This window comes from Stenotrophomonas sp. PS02297, assembly GCF_029959705.1.
GTDB classification, from domain to species: Bacteria; Pseudomonadota; Gammaproteobacteria; order Xanthomonadales; family Xanthomonadaceae; genus Stenotrophomonas; species Stenotrophomonas nitritireducens.
In genome coordinates this window covers 1-22,166 of the sequence record NZ_JASCOS010000018.1, presented here as the reverse complement: position 1 = coordinate 22,166, position 22,166 = coordinate 1, and the positions used below count along the sequence as shown (strand labels likewise).

17 protein-coding genes are annotated in these 22,166 nt (G+C 68.6%); 7 read left to right on the top strand and 10 right to left on the bottom strand.

The window, feature by feature from the left end:
• The first annotated feature begins 67 nt into the window (after window positions 1-67).
• Window positions 68-1,078 (top strand): GGDEF domain-containing protein, encoded by a 1,011-nt coding sequence (locus QMX80_RS06285; RefSeq protein ID WP_282275949.1) that lies wholly within the window; start codon window positions 68-70, stop codon window positions 1,076-1,078.
• A 532-nt stretch (window positions 1,079-1,610) separates the two neighbouring features.
• On the opposite strand, the gene QMX80_RS06280 is transcribed toward QMX80_RS06285, so the two are convergent.
• Both QMX80_RS06280 and QMX80_RS06275 read right to left on the bottom strand, forming a co-directional pair.
• Window positions 1,611-2,309, bottom strand: coding sequence for an OmpA family protein (locus QMX80_RS06280; protein ID WP_055773194.1), 699 nt, complete (start codon window positions 2,307-2,309; stop codon window positions 1,611-1,613).
• A 414-nt stretch (window positions 2,310-2,723) separates the two neighbouring features.
• A complete protein-coding gene (locus QMX80_RS06275; protein ID WP_282275947.1) occupies window positions 2,724-3,167 on the bottom strand; it encodes a nuclear transport factor 2 family protein in 444 nt (147 codons plus the stop codon).
• A 107-nt stretch (window positions 3,168-3,274) separates the two neighbouring features.
• Here QMX80_RS06275 and QMX80_RS06270 point away from each other — a divergent pair, with 107 nt between their 5' ends.
• Together QMX80_RS06270 and QMX80_RS06265 are read left to right on the top strand one after the other, a co-directional pair.
• The gene (locus QMX80_RS06270) at window positions 3,275-4,957 is read left to right on the top strand and encodes a long-chain fatty acid--CoA ligase (RefSeq protein WP_282275946.1); all 1,683 of its coding nucleotides are present in this window, start codon (window positions 3,275-3,277) and stop codon (window positions 4,955-4,957) included.
• A 158-nt stretch (window positions 4,958-5,115) separates the two neighbouring features.
• Window positions 5,116-5,991, top strand: a complete 876-nt coding sequence (locus tag QMX80_RS06265; protein ID WP_282275945.1) for a crotonase/enoyl-CoA hydratase family protein — start codon at window positions 5,116-5,118, stop codon at window positions 5,989-5,991.
• A gap of 24 nt (window positions 5,992-6,015) precedes the next feature.
• Here the strand turns inward: QMX80_RS06265 and QMX80_RS06260 are convergent, their stop codons facing one another.
• The 4 genes from QMX80_RS06260 to prfB all read right to left on the bottom strand — a co-directional run bounded on the left by QMX80_RS06260 (window position 6,016) and on the right by prfB (window position 12,212).
• A complete protein-coding gene (locus QMX80_RS06260; RefSeq protein ID WP_282275943.1) occupies window positions 6,016-8,190 on the bottom strand; it encodes a response regulator in 2,175 nt (724 codons plus the stop codon).
• A 1-nt stretch (window position 8,191) separates the two neighbouring features.
• Window positions 8,192-9,253: a two-component system response regulator gene (locus QMX80_RS06255; protein ID WP_055773178.1), complete on the bottom strand. Its 1,062-nt coding sequence runs from the start codon at window positions 9,251-9,253 to the stop codon at window positions 8,192-8,194.
• Window positions 9,254-9,447: 194 nt separating this feature from the next.
• On the bottom strand, window positions 9,448-10,980 hold the full coding sequence (lysS, locus tag QMX80_RS06250) for a lysine--tRNA ligase (RefSeq protein WP_055773175.1): 1,533 nt from the start codon (window positions 10,978-10,980) through the stop codon (window positions 9,448-9,450).
• Window positions 10,981-11,086: 106 nt separating this feature from the next.
• A protein-coding gene (gene prfB, locus QMX80_RS06245; RefSeq protein WP_152984196.1) for a peptide chain release factor 2 occupies window positions 11,087-12,212 on the bottom strand; the annotation gives its coding sequence in 2 pieces (ribosomal slippage) (window positions 11,087-12,136 and window positions 12,138-12,212; 1,125 coding nt in all).
• Between the two features lie 167 nt (window positions 12,213-12,379).
• Between prfB and QMX80_RS06240 the strand changes: the two genes are divergently transcribed.
• Together QMX80_RS06240 and QMX80_RS06235 are read left to right on the top strand one after the other, a co-directional pair.
• Entirely contained in the window at window positions 12,380-13,525 is a 1,146-nt protein-coding gene (locus QMX80_RS06240; protein ID WP_282275941.1) for a PPC domain-containing protein, read from the top strand.
• Window positions 13,526-13,652: 127 nt separating this feature from the next.
• Window positions 13,653-15,008: an ABC transporter substrate-binding protein gene (locus QMX80_RS06235; RefSeq protein ID WP_273081635.1), complete on the top strand. Its 1,356-nt coding sequence runs from the start codon at window positions 13,653-13,655 to the stop codon at window positions 15,006-15,008.
• A 313-nt stretch (window positions 15,009-15,321) separates the two neighbouring features.
• On the opposite strand, the gene QMX80_RS06230 is transcribed toward QMX80_RS06235, so the two are convergent.
• Window positions 15,322-16,191: a LytTR family DNA-binding domain-containing protein gene (locus QMX80_RS06230; RefSeq protein ID WP_282275980.1), complete on the bottom strand. Its 870-nt coding sequence runs from the start codon at window positions 16,189-16,191 to the stop codon at window positions 15,322-15,324.
• Between the two features lie 163 nt (window positions 16,192-16,354).
• Here QMX80_RS06230 and QMX80_RS06225 point away from each other — a divergent pair, with 163 nt between their 5' ends.
• Entirely contained in the window at window positions 16,355-17,563 is a 1,209-nt protein-coding gene (locus QMX80_RS06225; RefSeq protein ID WP_282275940.1) for an acyltransferase family protein, read from the top strand.
• An 85-nt stretch (window positions 17,564-17,648) separates the two neighbouring features.
• On the opposite strand, the gene QMX80_RS06220 is transcribed toward QMX80_RS06225, so the two are convergent.
• Window positions 17,649-18,053: a hypothetical protein gene (locus QMX80_RS06220; RefSeq protein ID WP_282275939.1), complete on the bottom strand. Its 405-nt coding sequence runs from the start codon at window positions 18,051-18,053 to the stop codon at window positions 17,649-17,651.
• Window positions 18,054-18,151: 98 nt separating this feature from the next.
• On the opposite strand from QMX80_RS06220, the gene QMX80_RS06215 reads away from it, so the two are divergent.
• A complete protein-coding gene (locus QMX80_RS06215) occupies window positions 18,152-19,351 on the top strand; it encodes an acyltransferase (RefSeq protein ID WP_282275937.1) in 1,200 nt (399 codons plus the stop codon).
• 63 nt (window positions 19,352-19,414) lie between these two features.
• On the opposite strand, the gene recJ is transcribed toward QMX80_RS06215, so the two are convergent.
• Together recJ and QMX80_RS06205 are read right to left on the bottom strand one after the other, a co-directional pair.
• On the bottom strand, window positions 19,415-21,142 hold the full coding sequence (gene recJ, locus QMX80_RS06210) for a single-stranded-DNA-specific exonuclease RecJ (protein WP_282275936.1): 1,728 nt from the start codon (window positions 21,140-21,142) through the stop codon (window positions 19,415-19,417).
• Window positions 21,135-22,079 carry a phosphoglycerate mutase gene (locus QMX80_RS06205; protein WP_282275935.1) on the bottom strand — a complete coding sequence of 315 codons (945 nt, stop codon included), beginning with the start codon at window positions 22,077-22,079 and terminating at the stop codon, window positions 21,135-21,137. Before QMX80_RS06205 ends, recJ begins: the two co-directional genes overlap by 8 nt.
• Window positions 22,080-22,166: the final 87 nt, after the last annotated feature.

The window sequence follows — 22,166 nt, the reverse complement described above, 5'->3', positions numbered from 1 at the left end:
AAGACAAGCCGAAGGTGCGCACTGAGTGAAGGATTGATTGCCACCTTCCTTGCTATGTTGCGCAGTCATGAAACCCGCCGCCGGACCTCCGACGATTCCCTCGCTGCCGCGCGAACTGCGCAGCGTGCCGCTGCGTACCATCGCCCCGGTCGCCACGCTGGCGCTGCTGGTGTTCGCCGGCTGGCTGGCATGGCACCGCCTGCCGCTGCAGATGCTGGCCGCGCTGGCCTGCGCGGCGCCGGCCGCGGTGGCGACCTGGCTGGTACACAAGCGCACTGCGCAGTTGTCCAGCGCCGGCCTGCTGTTGTGCCTGTCGAACGTGGCCGGCTGCCTGTTGGCCGTGGGCGAACTGGGCCACCGCGCCCTGCCCTGGTCGCTGCTGGCGTTGATGGTCAACTTCTTCCTGGTCCACAACCGCATCGCCACCCCGGCGAACCTGGTGATGGTGGCCGGCCTGCTGGCGATGCCGGGCGTGCTGCGCACGCCGGCGCTGGATATCCAGGCGCTGGTGGTGATCGCGCTGATCCTGGGCTTCGGCTTCCGCTTCTCGCGGCGCCTGCAGGGCGATCGTACACGGCTGGAGCTGCTGGCCTCGCTGGACGAGCTGACCGGCCTGCCCAACCGCCGTGCGCTGGAAAAGACCTTGGTGCAGGAGATCGGCAGCGCCCGCCAGGGCCGGTTCCGGCATGCCCTGGTGATCCTGGACATCGACCACTTCAAGGACGTCAACGACCACTACGGCCATACCGCCGGCGACAATGCGCTGGTCGAGCTGGCGGCGATCCTGCGGCTGGAGCTGCGCGAGCAGGACAAGGTATTCCGCTTCGGCGGCGAGGAGTTCGTGATCCTGGCCGAGGCCGGCAGCCGCGACGCGCTGGCCAGCTTCACCGAGCGGGTGCGCGAATCGGTGCAGCAATCCCTGCATGGCCCCGGCGGCGGCATCACCATCTCGCTGGGCGCGGCGATGTATGCCGGCGAGCAGTACTGGCAGGACTGGTTCTCGCGCGCCGACGCGGCGCTGTACCTGGCCAAGGGCAATGGCCGCAACAGCGTGGTGATCGCCGAGGACCTGGGCTGAGCCGCACGGCGCTCCCCCACAGCACTGCCGGACAAACGGAGAAGAAACCTGCCCGTCGCTGATCACGGGACAACCCCGCGCCGGAGCGTCCCCGGCGAGGCCCCGCCGGGCGTTGCCCGGCGCTACAGGGCAGCAGCGCCCCTCTTCTGTAGAGCGGGGGCAACGCCCCGCTGGAGCATTACCGGCCAAACCCCGCCGGGCGTTGCCCGGCGCTACAGGGCAGCAGCGCCCCCCTCTTCTGTAGAGCGGGGCAACGCCCCGCTGGAGCATTACCGGCCAAACCCCGCCGGGCGTTGCCCGGCGCTACAGAACAGCAGCGCCCCTCTTCTGTAGAGCGGGGCAACGCCCCGCTGGAGCATTACCGGCCAAGCCTCGCCGGGCGTTGCCCTGCGCTACAGCGCATCGTGCGCCCCGGGATCATCTGTCCGGCAATCACGCCTGCCGTGCCGGCCGCGGCTTCGTGCCCTGGCGGGAATCCACAAAAAGAAAGAGCCGCTTGCGCGGCTCTTCCAGGACCGGGACTAAGGCCGGGTCACGAACGCAGCGGGATCACGCGGATCTCGACGCGGCGGTTCTGCGCGCGGCCGGCGTCGGTATCGTTGCTGGCGATCGGGTAGTTCTTGCCGGCGCCCAGGGTCTCGATGCGTTCGCGCTGCACGCCCTGCGCGGCCAGATAGGCGGCCACGGCGTCGGCGCGTTCCTTGGAGATGCGGTTGTTGACCGCGTCGGTGCCGATGCTGTCGGTGTGGCCGACCACTTCGATCATGGTCTGGTTGTACTCGGCCAGGGTCGAGGCCACGCCGTTGAGGGCGCCATAGAACTGAGGCTTGAGTGTGGTCTTGTTGAAGTCGAAGGTAATGCCGTCGGGCAGGTTCAGGGTGATGTTGTCGCCCTGGCGCTGGACGTCGATGCCGGTGTTGGCGGTGCGCTCGCGCAGGGCGCGTTCCTGGCGGTCCTGGTAGTTGCCGACGGCCGCGCCGCCCAGCGCGCCAATGCCTGCGCCGATCATCGCGTGCTGGCGGCGCTCGGTGGCGCTGCTGCCGCTGAGCAGTCCGGCGGCGGTACCGATGGCCGCGCCGATCAGCGCCCCCTTGCCGGTGCGGTTCTGCTGCTGGGTCTGGTTGCCGTACGGGTCGCTCTGTACATAGGAGCCGCCAGTAGCGCAGGCCGACAGCACGGCGGCGGTCACCAGGCCGATGGAAAGAGTGCGGATAACGGTGCGGGTGCTCATCGGGGAATCTCCGTCTAGGGCCGGCCATGCCAGCGTGATTTGCGCGGGCAGCATAAACAGGCCTGCGCGATTGGCGCATGACGACACGGTGCCTCGCGGGGCCTCCATTCAGGTAGCTGTCCGAGGGTGGAACCGAAGGGTGTGGTCCGGCAAGGAGCTGGCGGCGGGCAGATAGCGGTGGAATGAGCAGGCGCCGCCCGCGGGGAAACGTCCAGGCCGGTAGGATCCATGACGCAGGTGTCCGGCCAGAGCATTCCCCGGGGGGGACGGAATCGCGGATTGCCGCGCATCGCCGCAGCGGCCGCTTCGACTCCCGCCCGGTGCGCGGATTCCTGTCCCGACGCGGGAACCTTCAAGGGACAGCGGACCGATGGTGCGCATGCCTCCCTCCCCCGCGGGCAAGAGGGGGCGGATCTATTCCACGGCAGGCACCCAGCTGGCGCTGTAGACCTGCCACCGGCCATCGCGCTCGCGCCACTGGCTGGTCACCTGCTGTAGTTGCCCGCGCTCGGGCAGGAAACGGCCGTCGCCGCCGGTCAGCAGCACGCCGAAGCGGACCGTCGCGGTATCGCCCTGCCCCATCTCCACCTGCAACGGTCCGGTGCGGATGCCGACCTTGGCGTTGAGCAGCAGCTGGCCGCGCAGCAGCCGATCCAGTCCAGCGTGGTCCAGGGCATCGTTACCGATGAAGTCGTCGGCGACGTCGGCCATGAAGTCCCTGGGCCTGCCCTGCTCCACGGCTTCCTGCATCTGCGCCACGGCCTGGCGCAGGCGCTGCTCGGGCGCCTGCCGCGCGCACGCGGCCAGGGCCAGCACGATCAGCGCAATACGCGCGCAGTTGAGGACCGTTCGGATCATCGCTCCCTTCGCCTTTTCCATTCTGGACGGTATGCTGCGGTGACGGCCGCCATCGGCGGACGGCCGCCCATGCCAACTAGACCACAAACCATTTCCTGGAGGGGAAGATGAATCAGGAACGTCCCTGGCTGCAGAGTTATCCCGCCGGCGTGCCGGCCGAGATCGACGTCGATGAATTCCGCTCCGTGGCCGCGGTGTTCGATGCCTCCGTGGCCAAGTTCCGCGACCGTCCCGCCTACTCCAATTTCGGCAAGGTGCTGACCTACGGGCAGGCCGATGCCCTGGTCACGCAGTTCGCCAGCTACCTGCTGGGCGAGCTGCAGCTGAAGAAGGGCGACCGCGTCGCGGTGATGATGCCCAACTGCCTGCAGTACCCGATCGCCACCTTCGGCATCCTGCGCGCCGGCCTGACCGTGGTGAACGTCAACCCGCTGTATACCGCCCGCGAACTCAAGCACCAGCTGGTGGATGCCGGCGCCTCGGTGCTGGTGGTGGTGGACAACTTCGGCGACACCGTGCAGCAGGTCATCGCCGATACGCCGGTCAAGCAGGTGGTCACCACCGGCCTGGGCGACATGCTCGGCTTCCCCAAGGGCGCGATCGTCAACTTCGTGCTCAAGTACGTGAAGAAGATGGTGCCGGACTACCGCATCCACGGTGCGGTCCGCTTCCGCGAGGCGCTGCGCCTGGGCGCGCGCCATGCGCTGCCGCCGGTGGACGTCAGCCACGACGACATCGCCTTCCTGCAGTACACCGGCGGCACCACCGGGGTGGCCAAGGGCGCCATGCTGACCCACCGCAACCTGGTGGCGAACATGCAGCAGGCCTCGGCGTGGATCTCGGCCTCGGGAGTCAAGCCGGGCGAGGAAGTGATCATCACCGCGCTGCCGCTGTACCACATCTTCGCGCTGACGGCGAACGGCCTGGTCTTCATGAAGCTGGGCGGCCTGAACTACCTGATCACCAACCCGCGCGACATGAAGGGCTTCGTCAAGGAGCTGCGCAACAACCGCTTCACCGCCATCACCGGCGTCAACACGCTGTTCAACGGCCTGCTCAACACGCCCGGCTTCGAGGACGTGGATTTCTCCGCGCTCAAGGTCACCCTGGGCGGCGGCATGGCGGTGCAGCGTGCGGTGGCCGAGCGCTGGAAGAAGATCACCGGCACCACCCTGGTGGAAGCCTACGGCCTGACCGAGACTTCGCCGGCGGCCTGCATCAACCCGCTGGACCTGGCCGAGTACAACGGCGCCATCGGCCTGCCGATTCCCTCCACCGACGCCTGCGTGAAGGACGACGACGGCAACATGGTCGCCACCGGCGAAGTCGGCGAGCTGTGCATCCGCGGCCCGCAGGTGATGAAGGGCTACTGGCACCGCCCGGACGAGACCGCCAAGGCGATGGATGCCGACGGCTGGCTGCACACCGGCGACATGGCGCGCATGGACGAGAAGGGCTTCTTCTACATCGTCGACCGCAAGAAGGACATGATCCTGGTCTCCGGCTTCAACGTGTACCCGAACGAAGTGGAGGACGTGATCGCGATGATGCCGGGCGTGCTGGAAGTAGCCGCGGTCGGCGTGCCGAACGAGAAGTCCGGCGAGGTGGTCAAGGTGGTGATCGTCAGGAAGGACCCGAACCTGACCGAGGAGCAGGTGAAGGAGTTCGCCCGCGCCAACCTGACCGGCTACAAGCACCCGCGCATCGTCGAGTTCCGCAAGGAACTGCCCAAGACCAACGTCGGCAAGATCCTGCGCCGCGAACTGCGCGACGCGCCGCCGACCGGCTGAAGCCGGCCTGTCCAGCCGTCCCCGTGAAGGCCCCGCCGGCTCCGGCGGGGCCTTCGCGCATTCACGGGACTGGTACCGCGTGTAGGATCGCGGAGTGCCAGCGTCCGGCCCGCCGCCCACGCTTCCGATTCCGCGGGCCTCCTGCAAGGACCCAGCCCATGAATGCGATCGAACTGCTGCCTGTCGGCGCCCCCGCCACCCCCTACTCCACCATCCGCGTGCACGACGACGCGGCCAGCGACGTGCACTGGCTGCACATGCATGCCGACGCAGGCCCCGGCGTGCGCCCCTGCTTCCGCAAGCCGCTGATGACCGAGATGCATGCCTACCTGGATGGCATCACCGGCGCTCCGCAGGCCCGGTCCGGACACCTGCGCCACCTGGTGCTGGCGTCCGCGGCCGACGCGTTCAATCTCGGCGGCGACCTGGATGTGTTCTCCGGCCTGATCCGCGCACGCGACGGCGAAGGCCTGCTGCGCTATGCGCGCAGCTGCATCGACGGCGTATACCGCTTCCACGCCGGCCTGGACGGCAGCTTCCGCACCATCGCCCTGCTGCAGGGCGACGCGCTCGGCGGCGGCCTGGAAATGGCCTTGTCCTGCCACACCATCGTCGCCGAGGAAGGCGTGGGCATGGGGCTGCCGGAGGTCCTGTTCGGCCTGTTCCCGGGCATGGGCGCGTACAACTTCCTGAGCCGCCGCGTGTCGCCGCAGCTGGCCGAGCGCATCATCCTGGAAGGCCGCGTGCACACGGCCGAGGAAATGCACGCCATGGGCGTGGTCGACATCCTGGTGCCGCGCGGCCAGGGCGAGCAGGCGGTGAACGACCTGATCCGCCAGCAGCAGCGCATCCCGCAGTCGTACCTGGCGATGAACGCGGTGCGCGGCATCTCCAACCGGGTCGACTACCAGGAGCTGCTGGACATCACCCGGGTGTGGGTCGATGCGGCGCTGGCGCTGGACGAGAAGTCGCTGCGCACCATGGACCGGCTGGTCAAGGCGCAGACCCGCCGCAGCGGACAGGTGCGCGGTTGAGCCGAGCCTGGGCGGCGATGGACCTCAGCCGGTCACATCGTCGTGCGACTGCGCGCGCCCGCGCGCGCGCGCGTCCAGCGCCTGGCGTCCCTCCTGCAGCGCGGCACCGATGCGCGCGTGCAGCGGCTTCCATTCGCCCTTGAGTTGCCAGTCGGCCATGCGCATCAGCTCTCCCCCCTGCCGGGCGACTTTCAGCAACCCAAGGTTGGCGGCCACGCCCTTGATCGCGTGGGCGTGCTCGCGCATCCGCGTCCAGTCCTGCGCCTGCGCATCGCCGGGCAAGGCGCCGATCCCGCTTTCCAGGTCCTCCAGGCACTGGCGCACGAACTCGCGCTCGAAGCCCTTGCCCATGCCCAGCGCCGCCAGTTCGTCGAGCACGCCGGTGTCGAGCACGGCATCGCCATCGATGACGGCGGGAACCACCGCGGCCATGTCGCGGCTGCCGGCAGCGGCGCCGCTGGCGATGTCGGCCATGGTTTCCAGCAGCCTGGCCGCCACCACCGGCTTGGCCATGAACGCGTGCGCGCCGGCCTGGTTGCAGCGCTGGATCGCCTCGGGCGTGACGTCGGCGCTGAGGATCACCACCGGCGTGCGCGCGCCGCCGCCGGCCTGCATCACCCGCAGTTGCCTGAGCAGGTCCAGCCCGCTCATGCCCGGCATGTGCAGGTCGGTGATGGCCACGTCGAAATCGCGCGCGGCCATCGCATCCAGCGCTTGCTCGGCGCCATGCACGCAGGTGACGCGGTGGCCGGCCTTCTGCAGCAGCCGCTGCAGCACCATGCGGTTGGCTTCGTGGTCGTCGGCGACCAGGATGTCCAGGCTGCGCACGCGCGCGCGGTGGCGGCGGAACGGATCGGTGAAGGCGATGACATTGCCCGGGTCTTCGACCGCCAGCGGTTCGGCCGCCGCGGCCGCCTCGCCATCGGCCGCCGCCAGCGCGGCCCGGCCCAGCGGCAGCTCCACCCAGAAGCAGCTGCCGACCGGCAGGTTCTCGCGATAGCCGATCTGGCCGCCCATCGCCTGGGCCAGGCCCTTGGCGATCGCCGTGCCCAATCCGGTGCCCTCGTGGCGCCGGGCCATGGAAACATCGGCCTGCTCGAATGCGTCGAACAACCGCGGACGCAACGAAGGCGCCACGCCGATGCCGGTATCGAGGATCTCGAAGCGCAGCCGCAGCGGCCCATCCTCCCCGGACGGACTCACCGAGACGCGGATCTCCACCTGGCCCTGATCGGTGAACTTGACCGCGTTGCCGGCCAGGTTGAGCAGGATCTGGCGCAGATGGCCGACATCGCCATGCAGCCCGTCGGGCACGCCGGACTCCACGAATACCCGGTAGTCCAGCCGCTTGGCGCGCGCCTGCGGCCCCAGGATCAGGCCGATCGACTGGACCAGCTCGGCCAGCGAGAAGTCCTGCGCGCTGATGCGCAGCTTGCCGGCCTCGATGGCGGATATGTCCAGCACTTCCTCCACCAGCGCCAGCAGGGTCCGTGCCGAGGCCTGGATCGTGCCCAGGCACTCGCGCTGCTCCTCGTCCAGGCGGGTGGTGGCGAGCAGTTCGGTCATGCCCGACAGGCCGTTGAGCGGCGTGCGGAACTCATGGCTCATGTTGGCCAGGAAGCGGCTCTTGGCGTCGCTGGCGCGGCGCGCTTCGGCCATGGCCTCGGTCAGCTGCCGCAGCAGGCTGGAGAAATACAGCGGGATCGCCGCCAGCCCGACCAGCAGGCCGATGCCCAGGCCCAGGTTGCGTTGCCAGTAGTCGCTCAGGGCCAGGGTGATGCCGAAACTGGCGGTGGCCATGACCACCGCGAGCATCAGGTAGCGGTTGCCGAAACGCATGCCGTTGCCGACGGTCACCCACATCACCACCACGTAGATGCAGGCCATCGGCTCGCCGATGGTGCTCATCGCCGCCGACATCAGTGCGTAGTCGTCGACCATGCCGAGAATGCGGCGCAGGTCCGAACGCCCGGGCTTCCACAGCAGCCAGCCCATCAGCGCCAGCGACAGGCCCTGCGCGATCAGGATCAGCGCGATCACCAGCCGCAGCTGCGCCGGCGGCAGGCTCCAGCGGCCGGCCGACAACAGCACGTAGCACAGGATCAGCGCGATCATCACGATGCGCACCAGCGCCTGCGCGTGCTCGCTGTCCCCGCGTTGCCGCAGGCGTTGCCGGAGCCAGGCGAACGCGTTCGTCATTTCAGGCTTCCGGTCTCGGGAAGGCGGCCGAATAGCGTGCGCAGACTTCCTCCAGCCGTTCCCTCGCCTGCAGCAGCGCATCGACGCAGCGCGGGCAGAACAGGCGCCCGCGCTGGGCATAGAGATAGGCCAGCGCGGCGTCCATCGACCAGGCTTCCTTGTAGGGGCGCGGCGACAGCAGCGCGTCGAACACGTCGGCCACCGCGACGATGCGCGCCTCCAGCGGGATCGCATCGCCGACGAGGCCATCGGGGTAGCCGCTGCCGTCGTAGCGTTCGTGGTGGCGCAGGGCGATGGTCGCGCCCATCTGGATGAAGCGGTTGTTGCTGCCGCTGAGCAGTTCGTGGCCGATGCGCGGGTGGCGGCGCATGACCACCATCTCCTCCTCGTCCAGCTTGCCGGACTTGAGCAGGATGGAATCGGGGATGGCGATCTTGCCCATGTCGTGCAGCGGCGCGGCCATCTCGATGGTGCGCACGTCCTCGCTGGGCAGGCCGAGCTCATCGGCGATCAGTCCGGCGACATGGGCCATGCGCTCCAGGAAGGCGCTGGTGCCGGCGTCGCGGTACTCGATGGCGCGCGCCAGCCGCGACAGGGTCTCGCGTTCGCGCTCCTCGACCTCGTGCATGCTCGCCAGCAGCCGCTGTTCCAGCGACAGCGCACGCTGGCGCACGCTCTGGCTGTGGCGGCGCAGCTGCAGCAGGTTGTTGCAGCGGGCGCGTAGTTCGCGCGGGCGGATCGGCTTGACCAGGAAGTCGATGACCCCGGCTTCCAGCGCGCTCTGCCGCAGCGGTTCGTCGCCGACCACGGTGATCAGCACGATGGGCACGTCGCGGTTGCCGGGCAGGCGCCGGAAGCGCTGCGCGAACTCCAGGCCGTCCATGTTCGGCATGCGGTAGTCGAGCAGCAGCAGGTCGGTCTCGTGCGACTGGCACCAGGCCAGCGCCTCCAGCGGATCGGCGAAGTCGTGCACGCCCAGTTCCGGCGAGATGTCTTCCAGCACGTGCCGCACCATGCTGCGGGCCGATGTCTGGTCGTCGACGATGACGATTTCCAAGCGCATGTGACTGTCTGTCCGATGAAACCGCTGTTGCCGGGAAGGGAGGCTCCCGGCACGCCGCGCCTCCTCACCGGCCCCTGAGGGCGCGATCCGGCGGACATCGCATCATCAACCGCATGCGCCGGCCCTGCAATACACCGGCGCGCGGACGAGGGTCCTCGCGCGCCCTTCACGGGGACCGGTACGACCTGCCGCGGTCAGTTTTCCGGGCGCATGTACGGGAACAGCAGCACGTCGCGGATCGAGCCGCGGCCGGTCAGCAGCATCACCAGGCGGTCGATGCCGATGCCCAGGCCACCGGTCGGCGCCATGCCGTATTCCAATGCGCGGATGTAATCGGCATCGAAATGCATGGCCTCGTCGTCGCCGCCCTGCTTGGCCTCCACCTGCGCCTGGAAGCGCGCGGCCTGGTCTTCCGGGTCGTTCAGCTCGGAGAAGCCGTTGGCGATCTCCTTGCCGTTGATGAACAGTTCGAAGCGGTCGGTATAGCCCGGACCGGCATCGCTGGCCCGGGCCAGCGGCGAGACCTCGACCGGGTGATCGGTGATGAAGGTCGGCTGCACCAGTGTGTGCTCGACCGTGGCCTCGAAGATCTCCAGCAGCAGCTTGCCCCAGCCCCACGACGGCTTGACCTTGATCTTCAGCCGCCCGCAGTGGCCCAGCAGCGCGTCGCGGTCGGTGCAGTCGGCCGCGCTGATCTCCGGGTTGTGGTGGCGTACCGCCTCGTCCATGCGCCAGCGGCGGAAGGCGGGGGCCAGGTCGATGGTCGCGCCATCCCATTCCACCGTGGTGGTGCCCAGCACCTGCTGCGCCACGTCGCGGATCACGCCCTCGGTCAGGTCCATGACCTCGTTGTACGTGGCATAAGCCTCGTACAGCTCCATCATGGTGAATTCCGGATTGTGGCGGGTGCTCACGCCCTCGTTGCGGAAGTTGCGGTTGATCTCGTACACGCGCTCCAGGCCGCCGACCACCAGCCGCTTGAGGTACAGCTCCGGCGCCACGCGCAGGTACAGGTCCAGGTCCAGCGCGTTGTGGTGGGTGGTGAACGGCTTGGCGGTGGCGCCGCCGGGGATGTAATGCATCATCGGCGTCTCGACTTCGAGGAAGTCGCGCGCGTCCAGCCAGGCGCGCATGGCGCGGATGATCTTGGAGCGCTTGATGAACACCTCGCGCGACTCAGGGGTCACGATCAGGTCCACGTAGCGCTGGCGGTAGCGCTGCTCGACGTCGGCCAGGCCGTGCCACTTGTCCGGCAGCGGGCGCAGCGACTTGGTCAGCAGGCGCAGGGCGGTGGCCTTGACCGACAGCTCGCCGGTCTTGGTGCGGGTCAGGCCGCCTTCGACGGCGATGATGTCGCCCACGTCCCAGCCCTTGAACGCGGCATAGGCCTCGTCCAGCGCGGTGGCCTGCAGGAACAGCTGGATGCGGCCGGATTCGTCCTGGATCTGGGCGAAGCTGGCCTTGCCCATGATCCGCTTGGCCATCAACCGGCCGGCCATCTTCACCGTGCGGCCCGAGGCTTCCAGCGCCTCGGCGCTCCACTGCTCCTTCTTCTCGCCGTCCTTGCCATCGAACTCTTCCAGCAGCGCACCGGCGAAGTGCTGGCGGCGGAAGTCGTTCGGGTAGGCGATCCCCTGCCCGCGCAGCGCCGTGAGTTTCGCGCGGCGCTCGGCGATGAGGCTGTTCTCGTCGGCGGGGGGCTGCTGCGCGGGGGTCTGGTCGTTCATGGCGTTGGCTTGGGTGGTTGCGGGGGGAGGAAACAGGCCCGGCCATCATGCCGATGGACGGGCGGTAGAGCGAATGGGCACGGCCGCACCAGCGGCCGCGCCGTTCTTACGCGTCGATGCGTTTGGAGCCGGCTTCCAGGCCGGACTTGAGGCTGGCCTCGACGAATTCGTCCAGGTCGCCGTCCAGCACCTTCTGCGTGTCGCTGCGCTCGATGCCGGTGCGCAGGTCCTTGATGCGGCTCTGGTCCAGCACGTAGTTGCGGATCTGGCTGCCCCAGCCGATGTCGGACTTGGTGGCTTCCAGCGCGTCACGCTCGGCGTTGCGCTTCTGCACTTCCAGCTCGTACAGCTTGGCCGCCAGCATCTTCATCGCGCGGTCGCGGTTGGCGTGCTGGCTGCGCTCGGTCTGGCAGGCCACCACCGTGTTGGTCGGCACGTGGGTGATGCGCACCGCCGATTCGGTCTTGTTGACGTGCTGGCCGCCGGCACCGGAAGAACGATAGACGTCGGTCTTCAAATCCGCCGGGTTGATGTCGATGTCGATGCTGTCGTCCACTTCCGGCGACACGAACACCGAGGTGAAGCTGGTGTGGCGGCGGTTGTCCGAATCGAACGGGCTCTTGCGCACCAGCCGGTGCACGCCGATCTCGGTCTTCAGCCAGCCATAGGCGAAATCGCCTTCCACCCGGAAGGTCGCCGACTTGATGCCGGCCACGTCGCCGCCGGAGACTTCCATCAGCTCCGCCTTCCAGCCGCGGCTTTCGGCCCAGCGCAGGTACATGCGCAGCAGGATTTCGGCCCAGTCCTGGGCTTCGGTGCCACCGGCACCGGCCTGGATGTCGACGAAGGCGTTGGCCGAATCCATCTGCCCGGAGAACATGCGCTGGAATTCCAGCTTCTCGATCTGCGCCTGGTACTTGTCCAGGTCGGCGACCACGGCCAGCGCGGTGTCCTCGTCCTGCTCGCTCTCGGCCAGGTCCAGCAGTTCGCCGCATTCGGCCATGCCATCGAGCACGTTGGCGATGCCGACCACGGTCTTCTCCAGCAGGGAGCGCTCGCGGCCCAGGTTCTGCGCGTATTCGGCGTTGTTCCAGATGTCCGGGTTTTCCAGCTCCCGGGTTACTTCCTCAAGACGTTCTTTCTTGACGTCGTAGTCAAAGATACCCCCTGAGCGAGACCACGCGATCGGTCAGATCGGCGATTCGCTGGCGGATGGGATTCAGTTCGATCATGGTCGGTCCATGCAGGTGCGGACAAGCCGGCAATTCTAGCATCGCGCACCCGCCTCGTCGGCGATGCGGGAAGCGGGCCGGGTTCTCACGGAGCGGCCGGCGCTTGCCGTTAGAATCCCGGCCAGCCGTGCCCCCGCGCGGCCCTTTCAACCGATAAGGACTCTCGCTTGAATACACGCCCCCCCCGCCTGTTCGCCGCCCTTTCCCTGCTCACCCTGGCCCTGGCCGCCTGCCAGAAGCCCGGTGGCGGCGCTGCCGACAATGCCCCCAGCCTTGCCGTGGGCGACAGCGTCTCCGGTGAAATCACCTCCTCCAGCCGCCTGAACTACAACGATGGCAGCCGCCACCAGGGCTACAAGGTCACCCTCAAGAGCGGCCAGGCCGTCGCCCTGGAACTGGGCGGTTCGCTCAACGGCCAGCTGTCGGTATTCGATGGGCAGAGCCTGCTGGCCACCGCCTCGGCGCGTGGCTACGAGGGCGAAGCCGGTCCGGGCGACGTCAGCCTGGCGTTCAAGGCGCCCAAGGACGGTACCTACCTGGTCGCGGTGAACAGCGCCGGTTCGGATTCGTTCGGCCCGTTCAAGCTCAAGAGCAGCGCGGTCACCCCGTACGACGGCAAGCCGCTGGGCGCCGACAGCGAAGCCATCGACTGGCTGATGGGCGACAAGCAGGAATACAAGTTCAAGGTGGACAAGGCCGGCATCTACACCATCGGCATGGAGTCGGGAACGCTGGACTCCTACCTGCACCTGACCGGCCGCAACGTCGACATCGAGGACGACGACAGCGGCAACAACCTCAACGCCCGCATCCGCGCCTACCTGGAGCCGGGCGACTACACCATCGGCGCCTCGTCGCTGAACGGCAGCACCGGTTCGTTCAAGCTGAAGGTCGGCCTGACCCCGGTCGACAAGGATCTGGTCATCCGCGACGGCAGCGCCCTGACCATCGGCCAGACCGCGCAGGGCATGGTCGATTCGCGCGGCCGCCGCAGCTTCGTGCTCAACCTGGACAGTGCGCGCCACCTGCAGTTCGACGCCATCGCCGATAACTTCGATTCGGTGCTGCGCATCAGCGGACCCGGCATCGATGCCGAGGACGACGACGGCGGCAATGGCACCAATGCCCGCCTGACCCTGCACATGGGCGCGGGCCGCTACACCGTGACCGTCTCCAGCTTCGGCAGCCAGCAGGGCGTGTTCGAACTGGAGACCAGCGACCTCGGCGCCGACATGGCCGCACCGGCCAACAGCAACCGCAAGGATGCCGCCGATGCGGCGGCCGAAGCCGCGGCAGCGGCGGTAGCGAACTGATCGTCTCCGGCCGGCGGGCGCGCGCCTGCCGGCCGTTCGACTCCCCCTGGGCCACTCCCGGAGCGTCGTGCGCGACGCGCTCGGTGCCGGCCCTGTTTCCCCCGTTCCAGACCAAGGAAAAACCAAAGTGAAGCGACTTGCAGCAGGATTGCTGACCCTCGCCATCGCCACCGGCCTGAATGCCACCGTTCACGCCGCCCCCGCCGCCCGTCCGCTCGCCAGCAACGGCGAAGTCTCCGGCGAAATCACGTCCGCCGCCGCGCTGAACTACAGCGACGGCAGCCGCAGCCAGTTGTTCAGCCTGCAACTGGCCGCCGGCCAGGCGGTGTCGCTGAAACTCGATGGCCCATTGAAGGGCAGCCTCGCCGTTTTCCATCGCGACCTGCTGGTCAGCCGATCCGGCTCCGGGTCCAGCTGCGACTGCGGCGACAGCGCCCGGCTCAGCCTGCGCGCAGACAAGGCCGGGCAATACCTCGTCGCCGTCAGCGGTGCCGATGCCAACGCCTATGGCCCGTTCCAGCTCACCGCCACGCCGATCGTCGCCTATGACGGCCAGCCGCTGGCCGCCGGCAAGCGCATCGCCGACTGGCTGGTCGACTCCCGCCACACCTATTCGCTGCAGGTCGACAAGCCCGGCCTGTACACCCTCAACCTGGAATCGGACGCCTTCGACACCGTGCTGGGCCTGAGCGGCAACGGCGTGGAACTGGAAGACGACGACGGCGGCAACAGCACCAATTCGCGCCTGGTCGCTCCGCTGCAGCCGGGCCGCTATACGGTGAGCGCCGGCGGTTTCAGCCAGAGCAGCGGGGCGTTCTATCTGGGCGTGGAACGGACCGACCTCCCGGAAGGGCTGGTGTTCGAGGATGGCCACGCGCTGCCGATCGACGACATGGCCAGCGGCTTCATCAACGCAGGCGACACCCGCAGCTTCGTGTTCTCCCTGCCCGATCGCCGCCGCGTGCAGTTCGACGCCAGCAGCCGCGACCTCGATACCCTCCTGACCCTGCAGGGTGCCGATATCACGCTCAGCGACGACGATGGCGGCGACGGGGTCAATTCGCGCCTGTCGCAGGTACTTGACCCGGGCGAATACAACGTCTCGGTGCGCTCGGTGAACGGCCGCGGCGGAATTTTCCAGCTCGCCACCAGCACCGCGCCGGCAGCGGATGGCCCGACCCGCCCGGTCCTGGCCCTGGGCCGCGAGACCAGCGGCCAGCTGATCCCCGGTTCGCGCAGCCTGTACACGCTCGACATCCCGCGCAAGGGCCGTTACGTCATCACCATGACCGGCAGCAACGGCCTGGACGGCATGGTCACCCTGATGCGCGACGGCCAGGAAGTGGCCTCGCAGGACGACAGCGAGACCAGCCTGGACCCTATGCTGGAAGTCGAACTGGAAGCCGGCCGCTACGTGTTGATGGCGCACAGCTTCGACCCGTCGGCGAGCGGCGCCTATCGGCTGCTGGTCCGCCGCAGGTAAGTCACGGCTCCGTAGCGTTCATCAGGGAATCCCCGGCAAAGCCCGGCATCGCCGTGGCTTTGTGGTGCCGGGCAACGCCCGGCGGGGCTTGCCCGGTAATACCCCAGCGGGGCGTTGCCCCGCTCTACAGGAAGCGGATCGCTGCGGTTTTGTAGCGCCGGGAAACGCCCGGCGGGCTTGCCCGGTAATACCCCAGCGGGGCGTTGCCCCGCCCTACAGGAAGCGGGTCGCTGCGGTTCTGTAGCGCCGGGCAACGCCCGGCGGGCTTGCCCGGCATGCCCCGTTCAGACGGGAGCCCGGCCGGGCGGGAGCGCTATTCAACGCCGCCGCGGGCGCGCAGTCCTGCCCGGTAGCGGCGGCTGCAGGGCAGCACCGTGGCATCGCGCAGGTGGACCCGGGCGTCGCCGCTGTCCAGCGGCTCGATCGAGGCCACCTGCGACAGGTTGACGATGTAGCTGCGGTGGATGCGCACGAAGCAGTCCGGGTCGAGCTTGGCCTCGATCCCGGCGATGGTGCTGCGCAGCGGGTAATCGTGTTGGCGCACCCGCAGGTTGACGTAGTTGCCGGCGGCCTGCAGCCATTCGATGTCGGCGGCGGCGACCAGGAATTCGCGGCCGAGCTTGCGCACCAGGAAACGCTCGGGACGATCCACCGGCTCCACGGGCGGCCCCTCGTCGGGCAGCGACAGCAGCATGGCCTCGCCCTGCAGGCGGCGCAGCAACAGGCGATAGCCCTCGATGGTCAGCACCATGCCGGCGTAGGAGCGAACGTCCTTCAGGTATTCGTAGCCGAACTCGCGCCACCATGACCCGAAATCGTAGCTGTCTCCGGCACTGGCGTAGGCCAACTTGCGGATCGCCACCATCCCGGCCACGTGCAGCATCGACCACGCAAGGCTCCCCAGCAGGTGCAGCGGCAACAGCCGCCGCCAGTCATCCACGTGCAAAGGGAAGCGGCGAGTGAACCAGACCACAGCAGGCACCAGCGCCAGCGCCGCCAGGGCGGAGCTGGTTTCCCATACCATCGGTTGCCAGGCGCTGAAATCCAGATGCTGCCGGCGTACATCCATGTTCACGGTGATGCTGTTGGCCAGCCCACTGGCGAGGTACTGGACCACCCAGAACCCGATCTCGGTGAAACGTCGCCACGGTTGATAGCGCTGGTAGAAGGTCGGAGGGCTCATATCCATCCGCGCATTGTAGGGGCTGCCCCTCGCTCCCCCGTCCCCGGCCCATCCCTCGAATCCGCGGCTTGTCCCAAACCCCTATCGCATGGTCACTTTCCGGTGGAAGAGCAGCCCCACGGGCGCGGACGCTGTCTGCATCCCCACCAACGGATACCGACGCATGCCACGCCGGCACGATATCGACGCCCTGCGCGTCATCGCCTTCTCCCTCCTTATCCTCTACCACTCGGCGATGGTCTACGTGGCCGACTGGAGTTTCCACATCAAGAGCACGTATCAAGCCGAATGGCTGCAATACCCGATGATCGCGCTGAACCGCTGGCGGATGCCTCTGCTTTTCATGATCTCCGGCATTGCCATCGGGCTGGCACGGGTCGAGGGCCACCGCCTGCGCTTCGCCGGAACACGCAGCCTGCGCCTGCTTCTTCCGCTGGTGTTCGGCATGCTGGTGGTGGTGCCGCCGCAGACCTACTTCCAGATCATCCAGCAATACGGCTACACCGGCGGATTCACGCACTTCTACAAGCCCTATGCCAGCGGCGGACTCTGTCGCATCGACCAATGCCTCGTCACCCCGACATGGAACCACCTGTGGTACCTGGCTTACCTGTTGCCCTACACCCTGCTGTTGCTGGCGGCGCTTCCGCTGCTGCAATGGTTGCGGGGACGTTGGGGGAATGCAGGCGAGCCCAGGCGGCTATCGGTCTTCATGTTGCTGACACTGCCTGTTCTCTGGCTGCTGGGCGTTCGCCTGTGGCTGGCACCGCGTTTCGAAGAAACCCATGCCCTGCGCAATGACTGGGTTGTCCATGCGGAATCGCTGCCGCTGTTCCTATTAGGCTACGTGCTGGCGATCCAATCAGGATTCTGGAACTGGGCGCGGCAGCAGCGCTGGCGAACACTGGTCGCAGCGCTGCTGGCGATTGGCGTGGAACTCTGCCTGCGCTGGTTCGGCCACCATCCTCCTTCCGGGCCGATGCCGGAATGGGCACTGCACGTCCCGTGGTACCTGGTCGAACGCATCGCCCGCGTCACCTACACCTGGATGGCGCTGCTGGCGATCCTGGGCTGGGGCCGTGCCCTGCTCGACCACCCTTTCCGTTGGCTCCCCTATGCGGGCGAAGCGGTGTTTTCGTGGTACATCCTGCACCAGACCCTGATCATCGCCATCGCCTACTGGCTCATTCCCATGAAACTAGGAGGGGGACTTGAAGCCGCCCTGGTTGTCGGCGGTACCGTCGCGGGCTGCCTGATGGTGCACGAATACCTGATCCGCCGTGTAGGTTGGCTGCGGCCGCTCTTTGGCCTGAAGCCAAGGCCAGCCGCACCATCGATACCGATACCCAAGACCGCCGGCATGCAGCCATAAGCCTCGCAGCGGGCGGCGGAACCGGGCCGCACATCCGCCCAGGCCGGCCTGCGATGTTCCACGGGCAATTGCATCGGGTTGCTGATCAGGTAGTCGTCGCTGACCAGCCATAGGCAAACGGCGCGCGCGATGCGGGGCATTGCGTTCCAGCCACTGAAATGGATCGCGCTAATGCATGCCAGGGACCACGCATGCGCAGCGCCAGGATGAAGTGGCGCTGTGCGTGCGCGGGCCACGCCACAACTTCGAACACGCCATCGACCAGGGATTTGGGGAATACGTGTCCCCACTGCCCGGCCAGGCGCAGGGCCTCGGCATGGCCGCAATCCATTTCGGCGGCAGGCAGTTCGCCATCCTTGAGCAGTCGCCGTCGAAGCACAGCCGGGCAGGCACCGCCGGTAAGGATCACTCGCACGAACCGGTTCGGTATCGCGCATCCGCCGCATTCAAGCCGGACGCGCCATTCCAGCCGTCCCCATGCGCCCACCATTCGTCACTTTCGGCCCCCGGGCCATCCCCTCGTGCTGGCCCGGCGCATCCGCCGCGGCAAGGCTGGACGCCTCTCCAATGCGATGGGATGGAATCACGATGCAACGCCGCCACGACCTGGACCGGGTCCGCGTCTTCGCTTTCTGCCTGCTGGTGCTCTACCACGTGGGCATGTACTACGTGAGCTGGGGCTGGCACGTGAAAAGCCCGGCCGCCAGCGTCGCGCCGGAACCGTTCATGCTGCTGACCAGTCCCTGGCGGATGTCGCTGCTGTTCCTGATCTCGGGCGTGGCCACCGCCTTCATGCTGCGCGGCACCGCCGGTGGCTTCCTGCGCCGGCGTTCGCGCCAGCTGTTGCTGCCGCTGCTGTTCGGGATGTTCGTGATCGTGCCTCCACAGGCTTACCTGCAGGTGGTCGAACAGCTGCCGGGCGGCTATTCCGGCGGCTGGCTCGACTTCTATGGCAAGTACCTGGGCGCTTACCACGGCTTCTGCGGCATCGACGGCAAATGCCTGATCCTGCCGACCTGGAACCACCTGTGGTTCCTGCCCTACCTGTGGTGTTACACCCTGTCGGCCTGGCTGCTGTGGCGGTTCCTGCCGGAGGGTGCGCTGGCCGGGCTGCGCGCATGGACCGGCCGCATCCTGCATGGCTGGAGAGCGCTGCTGGTGCCGGTGCTGCTGCTGGCGGCGGCAAGGCTGCTGCTGGTGGCGCGCTTCGAGCAGACCCACGCGCTGGTCGACGACTGGTACAACCATGCCCAGTACGCGAGCGTGTTCCTGATCGGCTTCCTGGCCGCCTTCGACGAGGGTTTCTGGCAGTCCCTGCATCGCCTGCGCTGGCCGGCACTGCTGCTGGCCCTGGCCAGCTATGCGCTGCTGATCCACAGCTGGTATTTCTCCGGCCACGACGATGCCAATCCGGTGCCCGAAACGCTGCGGCTGTGGTTGCGCGGCGCCTGGGCGCTGGACCAGTGGTGCGCCATCGCCGCCCTGCTCGGCTTCGCCTACCGCTGGCGCGATGTCGACAGCCCGGCGCTGCGCTACCTGAGCCTGGCCGTGTTCCCGCTCTACATCCTGCACCAGACGGTGATCGTGGTGCTGGCCCACGCGCTGAAGCCATTGCACATCCCGGCGGCGGCCGAAGCCGTGCTGCTGGTGGTGGCGACCTTCGCCCTGTGCCTGGGCGCCTATGAGCTGATCCGCCGCGTCGGCTGGCTGCGGCCGTTGTTCGGGCTCAGGCCGCGGGCGGCGCCAGCGGCCATCGCGCTGGCGGGCACTGCCGACGCGCGATCCTGACCACGCCGCCCCATCCGGGAAAAAGACCCGCTGCCGTCTGGCGGCGGGCGATCGGCTCGCCCATCAGACCGTCTGGCAATGCTCGACGATCAACTGGATCGCGCTGCCGCCGCGGTAGTCGTCGCCGACCAGTCGATAGGCCAGGTGCACATGGCGGCCCGGATCGTTGCCGGTCCAGCCGCCAAAATGGATGGCGTTGAGTGCGCCGGCCATGCCCGGCAGGCGCAGCTCCAGTTTCAGGTGGCGCTCCTTGAGCACGCGCCACTGCACGACCTCGAAATGGCCGTCGAACAAGGGCTCGGGGAAGCCCTGCCCCCAGGGCCCGGCCAGGCGCAGCGCCTCGGCATGGCGGAAATCCAGTTCGGCGGCGGACAGTTCGCCATCGCTGAGCAGTTGCTGTCGCAACAGGGCTGGATCCAGCGTCGCCAGCACCTGCCGCTCGAACGCCTCGCGGAACGCGTCCAGCCGTTCCTGCGGCAGGCTCAGGCCAGCGGCCATGGCGTGACCGCCGAAGCGCTCGATCAGGCCGGGATGGCGCGCATCCACCGCGGCCAGCGCGTCGCGGATGTGGAAGCCGGGGATCGAGCGCGCCGAACCGCGCAGCGCCTGTGCGCCCGGCTCGGCCGGGGCGAAGGCGATCACCGGGCGATGCAGGCGGTCCTTCATCTTCGAGGCCACCAGCCCGACCACGCCGGGGTGCCACTGCGCGTCGAACAGGCAGGCCGCGACCGGGCGATGGCCGTCGTCGGCCAGCAAGGCGCGCGATACCGCCAGCTCGGCGTCGTCGGTCATCGACCGCTGCACCGCGCGGCGCTCGGCGTTGATCTCTTCCAGCAGGGCTGCAATCCCGCGCGCCTGCGCGGCGTCCTCGGTGAGCAGCAGCTCGATGCCGAGCGCCATGTCCTCCAGCCGCCCGGCAGCATTCAGGCGCGGTCCCAGTGCGAAGCCGATGTCGCTGGCGCTCAGCCTGCGCGCGTCGCGGCCGCTGGCCTCGATCAATGCGCGCAGGCCCACGCAGCCCTGCCCGGCCCGCAGCCGGCGCAGGCCCGCCGCGACCAGCGCCCGGTTGTTGTCGTCCAGCACGACCAGGTCGGCGACGGTACCCACCGCCACCAGGTCCAGCAGCGGGGTCAGGTCGGGCCCCTTGTCGTCGGCGAACGCACCGGCCTGGCGCAAGTGCCGCCGCAGCGCCATCAGCACGTAGAAGATGACGCCGACGCCGGCCAGCGCCTTGCTCGGGAACGCATCGCCGCCAAGGTTGGGATCGACGATGGCGTCGGCCGCCGGCAGCTGTTCGCCGGGCAGGTGGTGGTCGGTCACCAGCACCTGCCAGCCCAGCGCCTTGGCCGCGGCCACGCCGGCATGACAGGCGATGCCGTGGTCCACCGTCACCAGCAGGTCGGGCTGCAGCGCCGCCAGTTCGGCCACCAGCGACGGCGACAGGCCGTAGCCGTGCACCATGCGGTTGGGCACCGCGTGCACCACGTCGCGCGCGCCGAGCAGGCGCAGGCCGCGCACGCCGACCGCGCAGGCGGTGGCGCCATCGCAGTCGAAGTCGCCGACGATCAGGATGCGGCGGCCGTCGGCGATCGCCGCGGCCAGCAGCTCCACCGCGGCCTGCATGCCGCCGAGCAGTTCCGGCGCGTGCAGCTGCGCCAGCTTCGGTTGCGCCTGCTCCTGCGAACGCACGCCGCGCGCGGCATAGATGCGGCGCAGCAGCGGCAGCGTGCCCTCGTCCCACTGCCCGCCTTCGACGGCGTCGCGGCGGACGATCTTCAGGGCATCACTCATCGCGCAGCGCCGCCTGCGGCTTCTTCCAGAAACGCCAGCGCTGGCCGCGATGGATGCGGTAACGCACGCCATCCTCGAAATCGAGCAGCAGTTCGCGCAGTTCGCCGCGGCCGATGGCATCGAGCAGCGGCGCGATGGCGTCGCGGGTGAGCTGCTCCAGCGAGCGCAGCTGGCGCAGGTCCACCAGCGCGTCGACGGCCCGGCCGTCATCGGGGCCCGGGCCATCGACACGGACGCCGGCCATCGCCGCCAGGCCCTGCAGCAGCGCATCGCGGCTGCGCACCTGCGCATGCGCCGTCCGTACCGATTGCGGCAGTCGCCCGGCGCCCCAGAACCACAGCGAATTGACCGCGCGACGGCCCTGCGCGACGCGCTCCTCGTTCCACGGATGCTGGTGCAGCACCACCTGCGCCTCGGTCAGCAGCGACCGCCAGCGGCGGCCGTTGTCGCCTTCGGGCAGGTGTTCGAACAGGTCGTCGCCGAGCGCCAGGTCCGGCGCGGTGAAGGCCGGCAGCGGCGTGTCGTCGGGCAGGCGCAGGTACCAGCGCGATGGCGCCGGTGCATCGAGCTGGAAGCCGAACCCGGCGAACAGCGGCTGCAGCGCCGGCAGCAGCGCGGCCGCGTCGGCCGGTTCCAGGCGCAGGGTTTCGGCCGAGGCCATCAGCCGCGCGCCCTGCATGTCCGGCTGCACGTTGGCCGGGTCGGCGCGCAGCCACAGGCTGCCCGCGGCATCGCCGGCATCGACCTGGCGGGTCAGCGCGGCCGCCGACCAGGCATCGGGCTGCACGTCGAAATGCCGGCGCAGCTGCGCCGACTCGCCGGCCTCGCCCTCATTGCGGTCGGCGCGGCCGAGCGCGCTCGCCACCTGTGCCGGCAACGCGCCGTTCGGGAAGCGGTTGCGGGCGGGAAGCAGCAGGGTGGCTTTGGCGTGGGTCATCGGTTGCTCGCAATCCGCCCGTAGGCCTGCAGGAGCGACGCAAGTCGCGAGGGGGCCGCATCGGCGGAAGCCTGGTCGCGCCTTGCG